Here is an 18,032-nt window from a genome sequence, read left to right as displayed (position 1 = left end):
ATGACAAGCTCGCACACCACAACCTCCACGGCAGTGCCGCAGGCGCGCGCGCTGCAGAGCGAAGGCAAGTCTGCCGCCAGGCTCATCCTTGGCCTCATCGCTCTCGGGCTGCTGCTCGCCGCACCTTTCTTCGTCTACCCGATCTTTCTGATGAAAGTGCTGTGCTTTGCCCTGTTCGCCTGCGCCTTCAACGTTCTGCTCGGCTATACCGGTCTCTTGTCCTTTGGCCATGCCGCCTTTTTCGGCGGCGCCGCCTATTTCACCGCTCATGTGGTGAAGGAATGGGGTTTTCCGCCGGAGCTTGGCGTGCTGACCGGCGTTGCGGGCGCCGCAGTGCTCGGCTTCGTCATGGGCGCCCTGGCCATCCGGCGGCAGGGGATCTATTTCGCGATGATCACTCTGGCGCTTTCGCAGATGTTCTTCTTCTTCTGCCTGCAGGCCGAATTCACCCGGGGTGAGGACGGGATCCAGTCCGTGCCGCGTGGCCATCTGCTGGGCTTCATCGACCTGAACCAGCCGCTTGCCATGTATTACACGGTTGCCGGCGCCTTCCTGCTGGGTCTGTTCCTGATCTGGCGTTTCGTCAATTCGCCCTTCGGCATGATCCTCAAGTCGATCCGGGAAAACGAGCCGCGCGCGATTTCGCTGGGCTATGCGGTGCAGCGCTACAAGCTCGGCGCCTTCGTTTTCTCTGCCTCGATTGCCGGCCTCGCCGGTGGCCTGAAGGCTCTGGTCTTCCAGTTTGCAACGCTGACCGATGTTGCCTGGCAGATGTCCGGCGAGGTGATCCTGATGACGCTGCTCGGGGGCATCGGCACCATGTTCGGCCCGATTGTGGGTGCGGGTTTCATCGTAACGCTCGGCAATTACCTAGCGACCACCGGCTTCCCGGTCACGATCATCACCGGCGTCGTGTTCATGGTCTGCGTCTTGCTGTTTCGTCGAGGCATTGTCGGCGAGCTCTATGCCTCGCGGATCGGTCGCCGCCTGGGGCTCGATCACCGCCAGTAACGCCCGGATCTTGCAAGCCGCACGGTCCGCACGCGGTGACGGTCGGCGCCAAGGAATGGCGAGCACCCGCGCGTGCGGTGTGACCTGATCGAGATCCCGTCTGGAACCCCTCGCGGACCCTCCTGTGGAGACCTGTTGTGGAAAGCTTCGACTATATCATCATCGGCGCCGGCTCGGCCGGCTGCGTCCTGGCCAATCGGCTGGCGGCGGATCGCAATGTGCGGGTTCTGCTTCTGGAGGCCGGGGGCAGCGACAATTACCATTGGATCCACATTCCGGTCGGCTATCTCTACTGCATCAACAATCCTCGCACCGACTGGTGCTTCACGACCGAGAAGGAGGAGGGGCTGAATGGTCGCGCGCTGAATTACCCGCGCGGCAAGGTGCTCGGCGGCTGCTCCTCCATCAATGGCATGATCTACATGCGCGGCCAGGCACGGGATTACGATCAGTGGCGCCAGATGGGCTGCGAAGGCTGGGGCTGGGATGACGTCCTGCCGATCTTCCGCCGTTCCGAGGATTTCTACAAGGGCGAAGACGAGATGCATGGCGCCGGCGGCGAATGGCGGGTGGAGCGGGCACGCGTCCGTTGGGCCGTGCTGGAAGCCTTCCAGCAGGCGGCCAAGGAAGCCGGCATTCCTGAAACCAGCGATTTCAACCGCGGGACCAATGAAGGCAGCGGCTATTTCGATGTCAATCAGCGCTCCGGCGTGCGCTGGAATACGTCGAAAGCCTTTCTGAAGCCGGCACTGGCACGCGGCAATCTCACGGTCTTGATCAAGGCCCAGGCGGAGCGACTCATCATCGAGGATGGCGCGGTCGTCGGCGTGCAGGTTCGCCATGAGGGCATCAGCAAGCGCTTTACGGCAAAGCGGGAAACGGTTCTCTGCGCAGGAGCCATCGGCTCGCCGCATCTTCTCGAACTGTCGGGAATCGGCGATCCGGCCATTCTCCAGCAAGCCGGCATAGATGTGATCCGCAGCGTTCCGGCAGTCGGCGCCAATCTGCAAGACCATCTGCAATTGCGGATCGTTTTCAAGGTGACGGGCGTGCCGACCTTGAACGAAAAAGCCTCGGCCTTGTTCGGCAAGGCGGCCATCGGGCTGGAATATCTGCTGCGCCGGTCCGGTCCCATGGCCATGGCGCCCAGCCAGCTTGGGATATTCACCCGTTCCGGGCCGGAAAAAGAAACGCCGGACCTGCAATATCATGTCCAGCCGGTATCGCTGGACAAGTTCGGCGATCCGGTACACCGCTTTCCGGCGGTAACCGCCAGCGTCTGCAACCTGCGGCCCGAAAGTCGCGGATCGGTGCATGTCCGGTCGCCGGATTTCGCGCTTCAGCCGGCCATCGCACCGCGCTATCTCAGCGCCGAGGCCGATCGCCAGGTGGCCGTCAAGGCGATCCGCCTGACGCGCACGATTGCGCGGCAGCCGTCTTTTGCCCGCTTCCATCCCGAAGAATACAAGCCCGGGCCGGATTACGAGACGGAAGAACAATTGATCGAGGCGGCAGGCGCGATTGGCACCACCATTTTCCATCCGGTCGGCACCTGCCGAATGGGGGCCGATGCGAACAGCGTCGTGGATTCGCGCCTTCGATTGAGGGCGCTTCGCGGACTGCGCATTGCTGATGCCTCGATCATGCCGACGATCACCAGCGGCAACACCAATTCGCCGACAGTCATGATCGCCGAGAAAGCGGCTGCGATGATTCTCGCCGATAATCGGTAAATATGGGCTTCAATTCAGGGAGATACTGCAAATGGCGACTGTCGCATTCATCGGTTTGGGCAATATGGGCCTGCCCATGGCCGGCAACCTGTCCAAGGCAGGGCATCAGGTGACGGGATTCGATCTGTCGGAGGCTGCACGGAAGGCGGCCGAGGCCGCCTCGCTTCCCATGGCGCGCGCGCTGTCCGAGGCGGTGGCGAAGGCCGATGTCATCGTGACCATGTTGCCGGCCGGCGCACATGTGATCAGCGTCTGGACCGAGATCGCGGTTGAGGCAAAGTCCAGCGCTCTGCTGATCGATTGCTCGACCATCGATGTCGAGAATGCTCGCAAGGCGCATAAGATTGCCGAAGATGCCGGGCTTCAATCCCTCGATGCGCCGGTTTCCGGCGGTACGGGCGGCGCCAGTGCCGGATCATTGACCTTCATGGTCGGCGGGACGGACATCGCTTTCGAAAGAGGCCTCAATCTCCTGGAGGCGATGGGCAAGAAGATCGTCCATTGCGGAAATGCCGGCGCCGGCCAGGCCGCAAAGATCTGCAACAATATGATCCTCGGAATATCGATGATCGGGGTCTGCGAAGCCTTCGCGCTCGGCGAAAAGCTTGGCCTGTCGCACCAGGCGCTGTTCGACGTCGCATCGACTTCGTCCGGTCAATGCTGGTCCTTGACGACGTATTGCCCGGTACCGGGCCCTGTGCCGACATCGCCCGCCAATAAGGATTATGTGCCGGGTTTCGCCGCCGCCCTCATGTTGAAGGATCTGAAGCTCGCGCAGGAGGCGGCTTTGGCCGCAGGCGCTGCAACCCCACTTGGCGCAGAGGCGGCGCAGATCTACGGCCTGTTCGACAAGCTCGGCCATGGCGGGCGCGACTTCTCGGCCATAATAGAGTTCCTGCGCGGCAAGGCCTAGATCTCCGGTTCCGTCACGGCCAGTGGGATAAACCCGGCCTTTGCTCTTCAGGGTGCCGCCCCTAGGCCAAAGACTTCGGAATGTCCCGTAACGGGACCGGAAGCCCCCGCCATTACAATTGTTTAAGACCGCAAGATTTTATTACTGCGGTCAGGCAGGATCATTTTTTTGCCACGTGCGTTAACGGTGCAGTTCTGCAGGCTTATGCAAGGTCGCCGATGTTTCAACGTCGCCGGGCCGGCAGCGACAGCATCAAAGGAGTATTTCGATGAAAAAGATCTTTGCCGTAGCGGTTGCCACGCTTCCCGTCCTCTCCAGCGCCGGAACGGCTTTGTCGGCCGATCTCACCGTCCGCGATCGAGCTCCGGTCTACGAGGAGTCCGACCAGCGTGGCGGCGTTCGCATCGGCTATCTGGATTGCGCCATCGGCGGCGGTGTAGGCTATGTGCTCGGTTCGGCCAAGGAAGCGGATTGCGTCTTCACCTCGACCGTCGGCTCCGAGCCGCTCGACCGCTACACGGGCGTCGTGCGCAAGATGGGCGTCGATATCGGCTTCACCACGCGCGGCCGGATGATCTGGGCGGTCTTCGCACCGACGGCCGGCTATCACCACGGGTCCCTGTCGGGCCTCTATCAGGGCGCAAGCGCTGAAGTGACGGTTGCAGCCGGCGCAGGTGTGAATGTCCTGGTTGGCGGCACCGCAGGCTCGATCCATCTGCAGACGGTCAGCGTGACCGGCCAGCTGGGCCTGAATCTTGCGGCCACCGGCACGTCCATGACGCTGACGCCCGCCTAAGCGGCGCTGCCACGACTGGTTTCATGAAGATTGCAGGCGGCCGCAGCGGTGTCTTTCACCGTTGCGGCCGCTTCGCGCACGATGAGGGTCAACTGACGCAGCTGCCTGGCGATCGGGCTGGTGCGGCGCCAGACCATGCCGATGCGCCTGGACGGCTGCGGTGCGGTGAAGCGGGCGACGCAGACATCGGCCGACCGCGTTTCGACGGGCACGGCGATCTCCGGAATGAGCGTCACGCCGATCCCGACACTGACCATCTGCACCAGCGTCGAGAGCGAGCTGCCGTCAAGCAGTTCGCGCGGCCTGCGATTTCCGGCTCCACTGGCACAGAATGACAGAGCCTGATCGCGAAAGCAGTGGCCCTCCTCGAGAAGCAGGAGGCGCATCTCCCGCAATTGATGGCTGTCTGGTACCGGCTTGCCCGCATCAACGGCGGGCCTGACGAGGAGAAACTGCTCGTCGAACAGGGGAGCCTCTTCCAGCGCCGCCTCCGCGATGGGAAGCGCCACGATGGCGGCGTCCAGTCGCCCCTCCGCCAGCTCATCCAAAAGCTTCTGCGTCACGGTTTCGCGCACATGAATATCCAGAGACGGATTATCCGATGTCAGCCGCGCGACCATGGCCGGAAGTAGATAGGGCGCGACTGTGGGGATGATGCCGACGCGCAGGCGCCCGGTCAGCCGGTCGCGGGACGCGCGTGCCATATCTGCGAGCTCGTCGACGGATCGCAGGATCTCCCGGGCGCGCAGCGCAAATTCCTCCCCGAAGCTGCTGAGCCGCACCTGTCGCGCACCCCGTTCCAGAAGCTCCACGCCCAGCGTTTCCTCCAGTTCCTTGACCTGGACTGACAGGGCCGGCTGCGAGATTGCGCAGGAATCAGCCGCCCGACCAAAGTGGCCGTGGCGGGACAGGGCTTCGAAATATCGCAGCTGGCGCAGAGTGATGTTCGTCATAGGATTTGATTATCACAGTCATCAGGTAATCGAAATTACTTTAATGGAACCTTTTTGATAGATGACCAGGAGCGGGTTTCCGGCGGCGCGTACTATCGTTTCTTCCGGTTGCCATGCCACCGTTTTTCAGCCCGATTTCGTCGTATGATCGTCGCATCTCGGGATGATGATGAAGATGATGATAATAATCGACTAGATAATGATCTTGGAGGGAAAGATGGACGTGACGAAGCAGCCGACAGGCAAGTGTCCGGTGGCGCATGGGGCAACAAGCCTCAGCATGCGGGGCAATCGCGACTGGTGGCCGAACCAGCTCAATCTGAAGATTCTGCACCAGAACACCGCGCTGTCGAGCCCGATGGCTCCGACATTCAACTATGCCGAAGCCTTCAAGGCTCTCGACCTGAAGGCGGTGAAGCAGGATCTGTACGCCCTGATGACCGATAGCCAGGACTGGTGGCCTGCAGATTACGGCCATTATGGCCCCTTCTTCATCCGCATGGCCTGGCACAGCGCCGGCACCTATCGCACCGCCGACGGCCGCGGTGGGGCACGCTCAGGCACACAGCGTTTCGCGCCGCTGAACAGCTGGCCGGATAACGGCAATCTCGACAAAGCCCGCCGTCTCCTTTGGCCGATCAAGCAGAAATACGGCAATGCTCTGTCCTGGGCGGATCTGATGATCCTGGCGGGCAATTGCGCGCTGGAATCCATGGGCTTCAAGACCTTTGGCTTTGGCGGCGGCCGTCCCGATGTCTGGGAGCCGGAGGAAGACATCTACTGGGGTTCGGAGACCGAATGGCTGGCGACAAGTGACAAGGAGCATAGCCGCTACACGGGCGACCGCGTGCTTGAAAATCCCCTTGCTGCCGTTCAGATGGGCCTCATCTACGTCAATCCTGAAGGTCCGGATGGCAAGCCGGATCCGATCGCCTCGGGACGCGACGTGCGCGACACATTCGCCCGGATGGCCATGAACGACGAGGAGACCGTCGCGCTGGTGGCCGGTGGCCACACGTTCGGCAAGATGCATGGCGCAGGCGATGCCGCGCATGTCGGCCCGGCGCCGGAAGCGGCAGGCATTGCCGAAATGGGCCTTGGCTGGATCAGCACCCACAAGAGCGGCAAGGGATCGGACACGATCACCAGCGGTCTCGAAGGGGCCTGGACCCCCAATCCCACGACCTGGGACATGGGCTATTTCGACGTGCTGTTCGGCTATGACTGGGAGCTGGTGAAGAGCCCCGCCGGCGCATGGCAATGGCATGCCAAGAACCTTGCCGAAAAGGACCATGCTCCGGATGCGGAAGACGCGTCGAAGAAGGTGCCGATCGTCATGAACACGGCCGATATCGCCATGCGGATGGATCCTGTCTACGAGAAGATCTCGCGGCACTTCCACCAGAACCCGGATCAGTTCGCCGATGCCTTCGCACGCGCCTGGTTCAAGCTGACGCACCGCGACATGGGTCCGAAAGTCCTCTATCTCGGCCCCGAGGTTCCTGCGGAAGACCTGATCTGGCAGGATCCCGTTCCGCCTGTCGATCACGCGCTGGTCGACGCCCGGGATATCGCGGACCTGAAGGCCAGGCTGCTGGCTTGCGGGCTTTCGGCGGAGGAGCTGATCCAGACCGCCTGGGCATCTGCCTCGACCTTCCGCGGTTCCGATATGCGTGGTGGAGCGAATGGTGCCCGTATCCGCCTGGAGCCGCAGCGTCACTGGGCGGCCAATCAGCCGGAACAGCTCGCGCGCGTTCTTTCGGTGCTTGAGCGCATCAAGGCCGAGTTCGATGCCTCCGCCTCAAATGGCAAGAAGGTCTCGCTGGCCGATCTGATCGTGCTGGGTGGGTCGGCTGCCGTCGAGCGTGCGGCACAGGCGGCCGGCTACAATGTCGAAGTCCCCTTCGCCCCGGGCCGTACCGATGCAACGCAGGACGAGACGGATGCGGAAGCCTTCGATGTTCTCGAGCCTGAAGCCGATGGTTTCCGCAATTACAAGAAAGCGGAATTCACCATCTCGGATGAGGAAATGCTGATCGACAAGGCGCAGCTCCTGACCCTGACGGCGCCGGAAATGACGGTGCTGATTGGCGGCCTGCGTGTGCTTGGCAATAATGTCGGCGGCTCCAGACATGGCGTGCTGACCGATCGTCCCGGCCAGTTGACCAATGACTTCTTCGTCAACCTCATGGATATGAGCGTTGCCTGGATGCCTGTCACGCCCGCCGAGAACCTGTTCGAAGCACGCGATCGCAAGAGTGGAGCGGTGAAATGGACCGCCAGCCGCGTCGATCTGGTCTTCGGATCAAACTCGCAATTGCGTGCCTTGGCGGAAGTCTACGCCCAGAACGACAACAAGGCGAAGTTCGTGAACGACTTCATTGCCGCCTGGGTGAAGGTCATGAATGCCGATCGCTTCGATCTGGCGAAATCCTGATCGAGGGCTGGTTATGGCAAGGCGGCCGGCTCGTCCGGTCGCCTTCATCCAGAAATCATCGCCGACGACCAGCACGACCTATCAATAAGCGCCCGATTGTCGGGCGCTCGATTTTCATCCGAGGATGACAGTCAATGCGCCGGAGCGTGTTCGCGGCTGCGCGCCTGCGTCAATTCCAGGGTCGTATGGTTGAGGCGGTCGGCCAGAACCCGCATGATCTCCACCGCCATGTCGGGGAAGTCATTCATGAGGTCGAGGAAGTTGTCCTTGCTGATCTTGAGCACTTCAAGCTTCGACGTGGCGCGCACGGTGGCCGTTCGGGAGACGTCGCACAGAATGGCGATCTCGCCGACGATGGAATTCTGTTCCACCTCGGCCACCTTGATCTCGCTGTCTGCCGTATCCACCAGAACCTCGGCTGTTCCCGACAGCACGACATAAGCGGCATCACCGACATCACCCTGGCGGAACAGATTTTGTCCTTCGCGGCAGGTCAGGCGCTCCGAGGCAAAGGCCAGGAGTTTCAGCTTCGCCGGAGCGATCTTGGAAAAGAGCGGCACCCGCCGCAGCATTTCAACCTCGTCCTTCAATAGCATTGGCTAAAACCTTTCATCTCTGCCCTGACGATATTACGAGACGAGCTGCTTGAACATACTCTTTTGGCCCTCAAGTTCAGCATAGGTCCCATTTTCGACAAGATTGCCATTCTGGAAAACCATGATCCGGTCGAAAAGTTCGCTCATCCGGGCATTCGGCAGCACCCAGATGATCGCCGGCTTCTCGCCATCCTCATGCAGGTCGCGCATGATATTGGTGATGATCGTCTCCTGGGCGCGCTGATCGAGGGCCGGAAGCGGGCGGTTGAAGATAAAATAGTCCGATCGTTTCAGAAGCGCGCGCGCCAGATTGAGCTTCTGCCGCTGCACGGTCGTCAGCCTTCGTCCCTGCGCGCCCACCTGGAAATCGAGCCCGATGGACAGGACGTGATCCTCAAGCTCCAGTTCCTGGAAGATCTCGCGGATGAGATGGCGGATCTGATCGGTGGTATCGGCATTCTGCATGCTGATGCGACCAAAGAGAACATTGTCCATCAGCGATGCGGACGGCATGAAGCTGGACGGATCATAGCGCTCGATGGCTTCCGCAAGATCCGCCGGAATGTCGGAGTAGAAATCCCGTCGCGCCTGCACGATCAGGGCGGTCAGTTCCGGCGTCAGGAGACCGAAACGGTGTCTCGGTTCGATATAGGCGAAGCTCAACCGAATGATGCTGCTGCGCTCTTCGGGCGAGGCCTTGTCCCAGGGCTGGCCCTTCAACCTCGGAAGCATGGCTTCGAAGGTTGGAATATCCTCCGCCGCCATGAAGGTCAGCTGCTGGAAGAAGGGATGGTCCGGCGGCAGATCGCGGAACAGTTCAACGGCATTCTCGGCGATCTCCAGACCCATGCGGAAGAGCCGTTCCGCCAATCCGGAATCGCGCAGGACCGCGCGGAAATAGGGATGTCGCGCCAGCGACTGCGTATCGAGCAGATCCGGCTTGAGGACGCCGAACAGGATGTTCTCGCTGACGGTCGCGAGGCTGTTATAGCTGCCGTCGGCAAAGGTCTCGATCACGCCTTCCAGATCATGCGCGTCGAGACGCCGGCGCAGTGCGGATCGAACCTCGACGATCCGCTGCGGCAGTTCGGGATGGGTTTCCATGTCGACGCGCGAGCGCAGGGCCAGTTCGAAAAGGTCGTGGGAAATGGTCACCGCGTCGAGGACCGGGCGGATGACCTTCAACAGGTCGTCCGGGCCGCTTGCACCCGCCGACCGGTAGTCGATCCAGTCGCTGTTGAGGTCGAGCACCGGATTGCCTGAGCTCATGGCTTCCATGATGTTCCGGCGCAGGCTGCGCATGTCCAGCCCCTCGGTGTCGGCTTCCAGCAGCGGCGCGTGCTTGAGGACGTAGAGAAGATTGTCCCGCAGGCTGCCATGGAAGAAATAGGCATCCGCCGACACATAGGAGATCCGGCGCCCGGTCACCGATTCCGGCACCTCGCGAATATCATGTCCATCAAGCGTGATGCGGCCCGCTGCGGGCCAGACGATCCGGCCAAGCGCCTCGGCCAGCGCATCGCCGCCGGCGCCGTTCTCACCCAGGATGGCGACCGTTTCATTGGGCTCGATCTGCAGGGAGACATGGCTGAGAACCGGCGCATTGGAATCGTCGGTGATCAGCAGGCCCGTCACCACCAGGGGCGCCGACAGGCGGGCGACATGGTCTGTCACCACCGCCTGGACCTTGGGGTCGGACACGCCGTCCACGTCGAACTGCTCAACCACCTGCGCATATTTGACCTGGACATCCTGCCGCGCCTGATCCCAGTCGATCAGTTCCTTCAGGGGACCCGGCAGATCCTTATAGGCAGCGATGACGGCCACCAGCTGGCCGATATCGATCCGCCCCTGCAGGGCGAGATAGCCACCGATTGCGTAAAACAGGAATGGCGTCACCTGCGCCAGGAAGTTGTTGATGAACTTGACGAGGAATTTCCACTGATACAGATCGTAGCGGATGAAGAAGATCCGGCCGAGGCGATCGGCTATATCGGCTCGTTCGAGGTTCGATGTGTCATGGCCGCGAATGGTGTGGATGCCGTCGACGATCTCGCTGACCCGCCCCGACAATTCGCGCGCCGTCAGCTGGCGCTGGCGACCGAGCACCAGCAGCCGCTTTCGCATCCGCGGGATGATCAAGGCCTGCACCATCACGATGCCGAGGGCGATCATGCCCAGCCAGAAATTCTGCGTCACGATGAAAGCCAGCGCCGTCAGCGCCTGACCGCCAAGCAGGGCCGGCTGGACGAAGGCGTCTCCGGTGAAGCCTCCCAGCGGCTCCACCTCGTCCTTCACCATGGTGGCGATTTCGGCCCCGCGAACGCGTTTGAAATGCGAGGGCGGAAAGCGAAGAACAAGGTCCACGAGCTCGAAACGGATGCGCCGCAGCATGCGTTCGCCGAGCTGGCCCTTGTAGGTATTGATATAGAATTTGAAGAGCCCGTTCAGCACGACCAGACCCAGGAAGACGCCGCTGAGCGCCATCAGCATCTGCACGCGGTCCAGTTCGAAGCCCTCGAAGAGCTCCACATGGCCCAGACCCGGCAGATCGAAGGACAGATGGAAAAACCGCTGCGTATCGTCGGGCGAGGAAAAGCCTTCCCCCTGGATCGGCCCGTTGACGATGCGCTTCGGCAGGTCGAAGGAGAGGAAATAGGGGACCATGGATGCAGCAACGATCATCAGGATCCACAGCTGCTGCTTGTAGGTATTGGACCAGATATAGCGGGTAAGACTTTTTTCCATCGTGCTCTGCCGGCTCACACCATCGACTGCTGACGTGATTGCCCGTCTTCCCCCTGCTCAAGCGTCCGGACCCACTATTGCGTTTGCAGAACCGCTTGGCAATCAGGCAAGTGGCGGACCATGCGCCCCGACGCCTCGCATTGTTTCACTCACGGCTTTATCTGGTGTTAGCTTCAGCGCCAATTGCTGAGCCGCCAGCGCGTAGCCGCCATTTCCGCCATCGATGAAGTGCAGGTGATCATGCGAAAGCGGCGCCAGCACGAAACAGGTCATCAAGGCGCTATCCTGCTGATGAATACCGTAATGGCATATGCCGGCCGCCTCGGCCGCCTCGAGCACGGCTTCGATCCGCCGGCGCCTCTCTTCGTCGACATCCACCGTCATTTTCAGCCCGTCGTCGAATTTTCTGAAGTCGGAATTGGCCGCGACCTCCCGCGCATAGGCGCGGGCGTTGAAGGAGCCGAGAGACAGGTTGAACCGGTGCAGCACGATCGACAGGACGACCTGAGTGACGGCGGACAGCCACTTCCGCAGCCGGCGGTCCGGCGGCACGGTAATGGCTTCCGCCTTCAGGCTGGACAGGGAGAAGCTGAGGCCCGGCCCCTGCTCGGGAAGCGGATGGGATTGCCGCTCCGCTTCGATGGTTGTGGCGATGATGTCCTCGACCAGCGCCTTGAATTCTGCCATTCTTGCTTCGGATACGGGTTTGGCGATGATCGAGAGCACTGTGCCATGATGGGCTGCGATCGGATCCCAGCGACAGGAAAGGCCGGTCAGGTCAGGAGGGAACGCGGAAGGCGTGGTCAGCTGATAGGCGCCGGCCTTCATCTGCTGCTCCGCCCAGCTCGCCCCGCCCCCGGAAAACATCGCATAGGTGGCATGGTCGCTGGCGGCGAAGCGTGCAAGCAGCACATCATGGCCGGCCGCGCGAATATCGGCGATCGGCACGAGGGCGACGCGCATCTCCAGCTGCAACTCCATGAGCACCCAGTCACGTACGGCAGTCAGGATATCGGCCGCTTGGTCGGCGAGATGTCCGGGTAAAGCGACGGTTGCGCCGTCGCCGCCGAACACGAAAGGATAGTCCCGCGCGCCTGTTCCGTTCAAGAGCGCCGATATGACGCTGGCGCCGGCCAGGTTGACCGTCTTATAGCGACCCTCTTCGATAGCCTTCGTGGAGCCGACAATATCGGCGACAGCCAATAGCCAGCCCTCCGGCAAAGGCGCGTAGTTGGAGGCATCCGCAACCCCTTCGAACCGCGTCAGGAGCGGGAGCGTTTGATAGAAGCTGTTGTCGTCGCTGCTTGTCATGCGCGACGCTAGCACGGATTTTTCCCGGACGCACGATGGCTTGGAGGCGCAACCGCGCGCAAGACCTCCGCGCCGCTTCCTTCAGCCGACCGCCGGCCGGTTCAAGACGAAGATCTTCAAGGGGATGGTGCGGCCTCGCACCGTGATTTCGCGGGCGTCCGCCCCTGTCGTATCGACGCCGCTGCAGCTGGCGACCGGCTCGGATATGACCAGCGGCATATCGAGTTCCTTGGCCGTCGCCTCCATGCGGCTTGCGACGTTCACCGTATCGCCGATCGCGGTCAGATTGCGCGTCTGGCCGTAACCGAGCGTGCCGACCACGGCGGAGCCGGCATGAATGCCGATTGCCACCCGCAGTGGAACCGTCAGATCCTGTGCCATTTGCCGATTGAGTTCATCGACGCCATCCATGATCGCGGCCGCGGCTCGGACGGCCTGCCGGCAACCTTCGTCCATGCCCTCGCTGATCCCGAACAGGGCCATGGCGCCATCGCCGATGAATTTGTCGACCCGTCCGCCGGCGGCCTCGACGGCCGATCCGACAACCGCGAAATAGCGGTTCAGGAGAAAGACGATATCGAAAGGCAGCCGGCTTTCGGAAAGGCTGGTAAAGTTGCGGATATCGCAGAAGAGGATGGCGATTTCCCGCTCCCGTCCGGGAATCGCCTCGTAATTGTCCGGCGTTCCCTGCGTCTGCGGGAGGGCGACCAGAATGGGCGAGAGTGTCACCGTGCCCGTTGGTCGCAGCTGGCAGGCAAGGCGCACGCCGGGTTCGGCATGGATGCGCTCCAGCGTATGCGATTCCAGCTGATCCGGCGGCGGCAGATTGTCCTGTCCGTCGATGATCTGGACGCGGCAGGTCGAACAGCGTCCCTTGCCGCCGCAGACCGCATAATGGGCCTTGCCGGCGACGCGGCTTGCCTCCAGGACGGTGAAGCCGCGGGGAACGCTGATCACTTCGCCGGTAATGTAGCGGATGGTGACAAGATGCGCGCGCGCCTTCAGCCAACGGATCAGCCGCGCGGCCAGCACGAAGAACAGGGCGCCCGCGAGGCCGGAATAGAGAACCGCCTTGATGTCGCGCAACGTATCGGCAGCTCCGGCAGGAAGCAGCGTGGGATCGTAAGTCCCGCCGGGAAAGCCGCTCAAGGGGAAGGTCGGATTGGCAAGCGTCCGCCCCATCTGGGCAAATCCCAGGAGCGACAGGGTCGGCACCAGAATGGCAAAGGTCAGGATCCAGGGCCAGAGCTGCACATACCAGGCGCGATGGCGGAGCCAGAAATGAATGCCGAGACAACCATGGGCCCAGATGACGATCAGTGCGATGGACTGGATGACGCCGTCGCGCGGCGATTTGCTCCACAGCAAATGCACGATGGTTTCGTAACTGTCGCGGAGATGGAAGAGGGTCGAGGCCACTCGCGTCGACAGAATATGGTCGATGATGAGAACCGGGACGAGCAGACCCAGCAGGATCTGGATCGCTTCGCCATTGGGCATGGACAGGCTGCGGCGGATATAGAGGGTGCGCAGCACGAGGACGATATGGACGACAAAGGAGCCGTAAAGCAGGAAGGTGCCGGGCGCAGAGCGCCAGACGGCCAATAGCAGCGGCCGGGCCTGGTCGGCCGCGCGCACGGAGATCAGCCCCATGCTGTGGTTGAGCGTGTGCATGAGCAGGAACAGGAAGATGATCAGGCCGCTGAGGATCCGCGCCCGGCGCAATTGCCGCTCCGAAAAGGCATTCCTGATGGCATCCACGCGTGACAAAACCTGTTGTGCGAATAAGATCTGAACCCGGCCGACAGAATAGGCCACGGGCCTGACGCTATGCTGATGGCTTTTCCATGGCCCGAGACCTGTTTACCATCCAAAGTTGACGTCAACCCGAGCGGCGGGAGCATTCCTCGAACGGCGAGCAAACTTTGGCTCGGTACAAAGTTAGCAGCATATTCGCCGCGCTTGCGGCAATCGGCTCACTCGGAAAGCGGCGCTTCCATTTCCGTCTCGAAATCGATGACCAGGCCGTCATAGGCGGCAATCGTATCCGGAAAGGCCTCCTGCGCCAGTTTCTCCAACAGTGCCATTTCGCCATCGGTGCGACCCGGCGCGTGATGGAAGAGAACAAGTTTCTTGGCCTCTGCCGCCTTCATCAGCCGAACGCCCTGTTCCCAGGTCGAGTGGCCGAAGCCGCGATAGCGCTGCATTTCCGATTCGGTGAAGGCTGAATCATAGACGACGACATCCGCACCTTTCATCATTTCCAGAGCCACGGGATCGAGCTCGCCCGGCACATGTTCGATGTCGAACACCAAAGCCAGGATCTTGCCCATGAATTCGATGCGATAGCCGATGCATCCGCCGGGATGGAACAGGCTGAAGGTTTTCAGAGTGATGCCGGGCTTCGGTGTCAGGACGGCTCCGGCCGCGAAGTCGCAGAAACGCAGGGTGGCGTTGCAGATCTCGATATTGATCGGAAAGAAGGGCGGGCTGATGAACTGCTTGATCATCTGCGACGTCGTCATTCTCCCGTGCATGTGCCCGGACCAGAAAGAGACCGTCGTGGCGGGATTGTAGATCGGCTTGAAGAAGGGAAGCCCGATGATATGGTCGTAATGACAGTGCGAGAAGAAGACGTCGATTTCGCTGACATCCTCGCCGAGCAGCGCTTGTCCCGCGCCGAGGATTCCGGACCCCGCGTCGAAAATCATCACGTGCCCGCCGCACCGCACTTCAATGCAAGGGGTGTTGCCGCCGTAACGCTGAAAATCCTTACCGGAGACGGGGACGCTGCCCCGCGTGCCCCAGAATTTGGCCTGAAACTGGTGATCCGTCATCTGTCCATCATGCGCCTCTTGCATCAATATGGGGCGCAAACCTTACCTTTTCTTGCAGCCAAGGGTTTTTTCGCCCGAAAGGCAAGTGCTTTCGCATAAGTGTCACCTGACACAGTGACGGAAGTGGTCGCGCCGGAGACAATTTCGCTTGCCAAACTCCGCCGAAACGGGGGAATTGTGGTTGCTCACGGTCGACTGCGCATCTGCGTGACTGGCCTTTGCAGCACCGGGCGCGAGGAGAGCCCCGGACGTCAAACAGGGATGGAAGAGAAGATCATGACGAGATTGGACAATAAGCTTGTTGTCGTGACGGCGGCAGGGCAGGGGATCGGCCGCGCCAGCGCGCTGGCCTTTGCGGCGGCCGGCGCGCGGGTCCTGGCGACAGACATCAACGAGGAGGCGCTCTCCACACTGTCTTCCGAGGAGAGGATCACCACCAAACGGCTCGACGTGCTCGATAGCGAGGCTGTGAAGCGCTTCTTTGCCGAGGTCGGCACCGTCGATATCCTGTTCAATTGCGCCGGCGTCGTCCATAGCGGCAGCGTTCTCGACGTCAACGACACGGATCTCAGTTTCGCCTTCGACCTCAATGTCCGCGCCATGATCCGCACCATCCAGGCCGCATTGCCCGGCATGCTTGAGAAGGGGGAGGGCGCGATCATCAACATGGCGTCGGTCGCTTCCAGCATTAAAGGGGTTCCCAATCGCTGCGCCTACAGCCTGACCAAGGCCGCCGTCATCGGACTGACCAAATCGGTTGCCGCGGATTACGTCGGCAAGGGCATCCGCTGCAACGCGATTTGCCCAGGGACCGTGCAGAGCCCCTCGTTGGAAGAAAGAATGCGCGCTCAAGGCGATTACGAGGCAGCACGCGCGGCCTTCATCGCCCGTCAGCCGATGGGACGGCTCGGAACGCCGGAAGAGATTGCCGGCCTTGCCGTCTATCTCGCGGGGGCCACCTATACGACCGGACAGGCCTATAATATCGATGGCGGCTGGGCGCTCTGAGGCTCGAAGCCACCTGCGAGACGTTGATCACCCATCTGTCAGCGTATCGATGAGCAGGCTGCGCAGGCTGCTCATCGACATCTGCGTCCCGTCCTGCGGGGTCAGCCCGGACACGAAACCTTGCGCCTGGAAGCGAGCGGCCAGGGCAGCATCGCGCGTCACAATATGAAGAGGCACATCGCGGGAGGCATCCGGACCGGTGACGAGTGCTGCCGGCTGGTGGTCGCCGATCAGGATGAACAGCGCATCTTTACCGAAGTTCGTAATGTAGCTCCCGAGCGTTTCGAGGCTGTAATCGATGGTGCGGATATAATGGTTGCGCACGCGATCATTCTGCGCCCAGACATCCTGCGGCGACGGACCGGCTGCCGCCTGGTCGTTGAAACTCGTCCCGTCACCGACGGAGTGCCAATCGATCAGCGAAGGGACCGGGGTCCAGGGCGCATGGCTTGATATCAGCGCGATCTCGGCCATGACCGGCTTGCGCGGATCCACCGCGCGCACCTGCTTCTCGAAGGCAGACAGGGTGTATTGATCGGGCATGGTGACCCAGTTGAAGGGCTTGCCCCTATAGTTGAGGTCGCGCGCCGCGAGAACCTGATCATAGCCGAAATAATCGGCTTCCGGCCAGGCCATGGTGATGGCCGGCATGACCGCGACGCTGCGCCATCCTGCCTGCGAGAAGAGGCGGTTGAGGCTCGGCCTCTCGCTGATCATCAGGCGGTCATAGCGCGCCTGATTGTTGATCCAGAGGCCGGACAGCAGCGATCCGTGGGCGAGCCAACTCAAGCCGCCCACTGTCGGGGAGGTCACCCACCGGCTTGCTGCGGAAAATCCCTCTGCCGCGAACGCCTGTTCCAGGCGCGCAAGCCGCGGCTTTATGGTCGGCGCATAGGCCGGATCCTCGATGGCGCTCCTGCCATAGGATTCGATGAAGATCAGGATGACGTCGCGCCCCTTGACCGCGTTGAACAGGGTGTCAGGCGGCGGCAAAGGGCGGTCTTGAAGGATCTCGGCTTCGAATTCGGCCATATCGGCAACCGAATGCGCGACAAGCGTGACGCGGTTGACGAGATTGGGCGCCATTCCGGCCTCCCATTGCAGCGGAAGCGCGCGGTGAGTGGCCAGGGATGCGGCACCGATACAGATGAGCAGACCTGCCGCGAAGGCGGCGCCGCCTCGGACGTAAGGAGCGGATCGAGAGATCCGTTTCATCGCAATCGCGTAAAGGGTCAGGAGAGCCGCGACCAGGAGGATGGAGGTCAGGATGATCAAGCCGGCAACGGTGACCCCGACGGTTCCTGAAAACAGGTTCCAGCCGTCGATCACCATCTTGGCATCGAGATAGGGATTGAAGGGGCGCTGGAAAGCCGTCTGGACCGCGATATCGGCAAGCTTCAGCGAGAGGATGAGGCCGGCAAGCATTGTAACCGCGAGACGCAAAGCCATGTTGGCCGGTCCCCGCACCATGGCCAGCAGCAGGATCAGGATTGGAAGCTCCAATGGCAGGCGAAGAAATGCGGCGGGGGTGATGGCGTCTGGATGATCGGGCAGGGTCAGGACCAGAAAGCTCGTCAGGAGAACCATGGTCCAGGCAGCCAGCCCACCGAGACCGCGCCGGCCAGGACCTTCCTGATCTGCGATTGTGCTGGCCCGACTGTCGGATCTCACGGTAAAACCTCCAGAAAT

The 18,032-nt window shown here is 61.6% G+C and carries 13 protein-coding genes; 6 read left to right on the top strand and 7 right to left on the bottom strand.

The genetic code is table 11. The features are described 5' to 3' along the window. The 4 genes from QTJ18_RS04435 to QTJ18_RS04420 all read left to right on the top strand — a co-directional run bounded on the left by QTJ18_RS04435 (nucleotide 1) and on the right by QTJ18_RS04420 (nucleotide 4,453). Entirely contained in the window at nucleotides 1-1,011 is a 1,011-nt protein-coding gene (locus tag QTJ18_RS04435; protein ID WP_489667212.1) for a branched-chain amino acid ABC transporter permease, read from the top strand. 137 nt (nucleotides 1,012-1,148) lie between these two features. Next, nucleotides 1,149-2,744 carry a GMC family oxidoreductase gene (locus tag QTJ18_RS04430; RefSeq protein WP_252753217.1) on the top strand — a complete coding sequence of 532 codons (1,596 nt, stop codon included), beginning with the start codon at nucleotides 1,149-1,151 and terminating at the stop codon, nucleotides 2,742-2,744. A 31-nt stretch (nucleotides 2,745-2,775) separates the two neighbouring features. Next, entirely contained in the window at nucleotides 2,776-3,657 is an 882-nt protein-coding gene (gene mmsB / locus QTJ18_RS04425) for a 3-hydroxyisobutyrate dehydrogenase (RefSeq protein ID WP_252753218.1), read from the top strand. A 268-nt stretch (nucleotides 3,658-3,925) separates the two neighbouring features. Then, nucleotides 3,926-4,453, top strand: coding sequence for a DUF992 domain-containing protein (locus QTJ18_RS04420; protein WP_252753219.1), 528 nt, complete (start codon nucleotides 3,926-3,928; stop codon nucleotides 4,451-4,453). Here QTJ18_RS04420 and QTJ18_RS04415 read toward each other — a convergent pair. Next, complete coding sequence (locus tag QTJ18_RS04415) at nucleotides 4,450-5,406, bottom strand: LysR substrate-binding domain-containing protein (RefSeq protein WP_252753220.1); 957 nt, start codon at nucleotides 5,404-5,406, stop codon at nucleotides 4,450-4,452. The two genes, QTJ18_RS04420 and QTJ18_RS04415, sit on opposite strands and share 4 nt — an antisense overlap. Before the next feature lie 217 nt (nucleotides 5,407-5,623). On the opposite strand from QTJ18_RS04415, the gene katG reads away from it, so the two are divergent. Then, nucleotides 5,624-7,843 carry a catalase/peroxidase HPI gene (gene katG, locus QTJ18_RS04410; protein ID WP_252753221.1) on the top strand — a complete coding sequence of 740 codons (2,220 nt, stop codon included), beginning with the start codon at nucleotides 5,624-5,626 and terminating at the stop codon, nucleotides 7,841-7,843. A gap of 131 nt (nucleotides 7,844-7,974) precedes the next feature. Here katG and QTJ18_RS04405 read toward each other — a convergent pair whose 3' ends face one another. The 5 genes from QTJ18_RS04405 to QTJ18_RS04385 all read right to left on the bottom strand — a co-directional run bounded on the left by QTJ18_RS04405 (nucleotide 7,975) and on the right by QTJ18_RS04385 (nucleotide 15,335). After that, nucleotides 7,975-8,439 carry a cyclic nucleotide-binding domain-containing protein gene (locus QTJ18_RS04405; RefSeq protein ID WP_252753222.1) on the bottom strand — a complete coding sequence of 155 codons (465 nt, stop codon included), beginning with the start codon at nucleotides 8,437-8,439 and terminating at the stop codon, nucleotides 7,975-7,977. 33 nt (nucleotides 8,440-8,472) lie between these two features. Further along, nucleotides 8,473-11,187: an ABC transporter transmembrane domain-containing protein gene (locus tag QTJ18_RS04400; RefSeq protein ID WP_252753223.1), complete on the bottom strand. Its 2,715-nt coding sequence runs from the start codon at nucleotides 11,185-11,187 to the stop codon at nucleotides 8,473-8,475. A gap of 102 nt (nucleotides 11,188-11,289) precedes the next feature. Further along, nucleotides 11,290-12,498 (bottom strand): DUF3095 domain-containing protein, encoded by a 1,209-nt coding sequence (locus QTJ18_RS04395; protein WP_252753224.1) that lies wholly within the window; start codon nucleotides 12,496-12,498, stop codon nucleotides 11,290-11,292. Nucleotides 12,499-12,579: 81 nt separating this feature from the next. Then, a complete protein-coding gene (locus QTJ18_RS04390; RefSeq protein WP_252753225.1) occupies nucleotides 12,580-14,259 on the bottom strand; it encodes an adenylate/guanylate cyclase domain-containing protein in 1,680 nt (559 codons plus the stop codon). 215 nt (nucleotides 14,260-14,474) lie between these two features. Beyond that, the gene (locus QTJ18_RS04385) at nucleotides 14,475-15,335 is read right to left on the bottom strand and encodes an MBL fold metallo-hydrolase (RefSeq protein ID WP_252753226.1); all 861 of its coding nucleotides are present in this window, start codon (nucleotides 15,333-15,335) and stop codon (nucleotides 14,475-14,477) included. Nucleotides 15,336-15,608: 273 nt separating this feature from the next. Between QTJ18_RS04385 and QTJ18_RS04380 the strand changes: the two genes are divergently transcribed. Beyond that, a complete protein-coding gene (locus QTJ18_RS04380) occupies nucleotides 15,609-16,343 on the top strand; it encodes an SDR family oxidoreductase (RefSeq protein ID WP_252753323.1) in 735 nt (244 codons plus the stop codon). Between the two features lie 27 nt (nucleotides 16,344-16,370). On the opposite strand, the gene QTJ18_RS04375 is transcribed toward QTJ18_RS04380, so the two are convergent. After that, on the bottom strand, nucleotides 16,371-18,014 hold the full coding sequence (locus tag QTJ18_RS04375) for an LTA synthase family protein (RefSeq protein WP_252753227.1): 1,644 nt from the start codon (nucleotides 18,012-18,014) through the stop codon (nucleotides 16,371-16,373). Nucleotides 18,015-18,032 lie beyond the last annotated feature (18 nt).

Source organism: Rhizobium sp. SSA_523 (assembly GCF_030435705.1).
Classification (GTDB): domain Bacteria; phylum Pseudomonadota; class Alphaproteobacteria; order Rhizobiales; family Rhizobiaceae; genus Neorhizobium.
The sequence above is the reverse complement of the archived record's forward strand: the minus strand, read 5'-3'. Positions and strand labels throughout refer to the sequence as shown.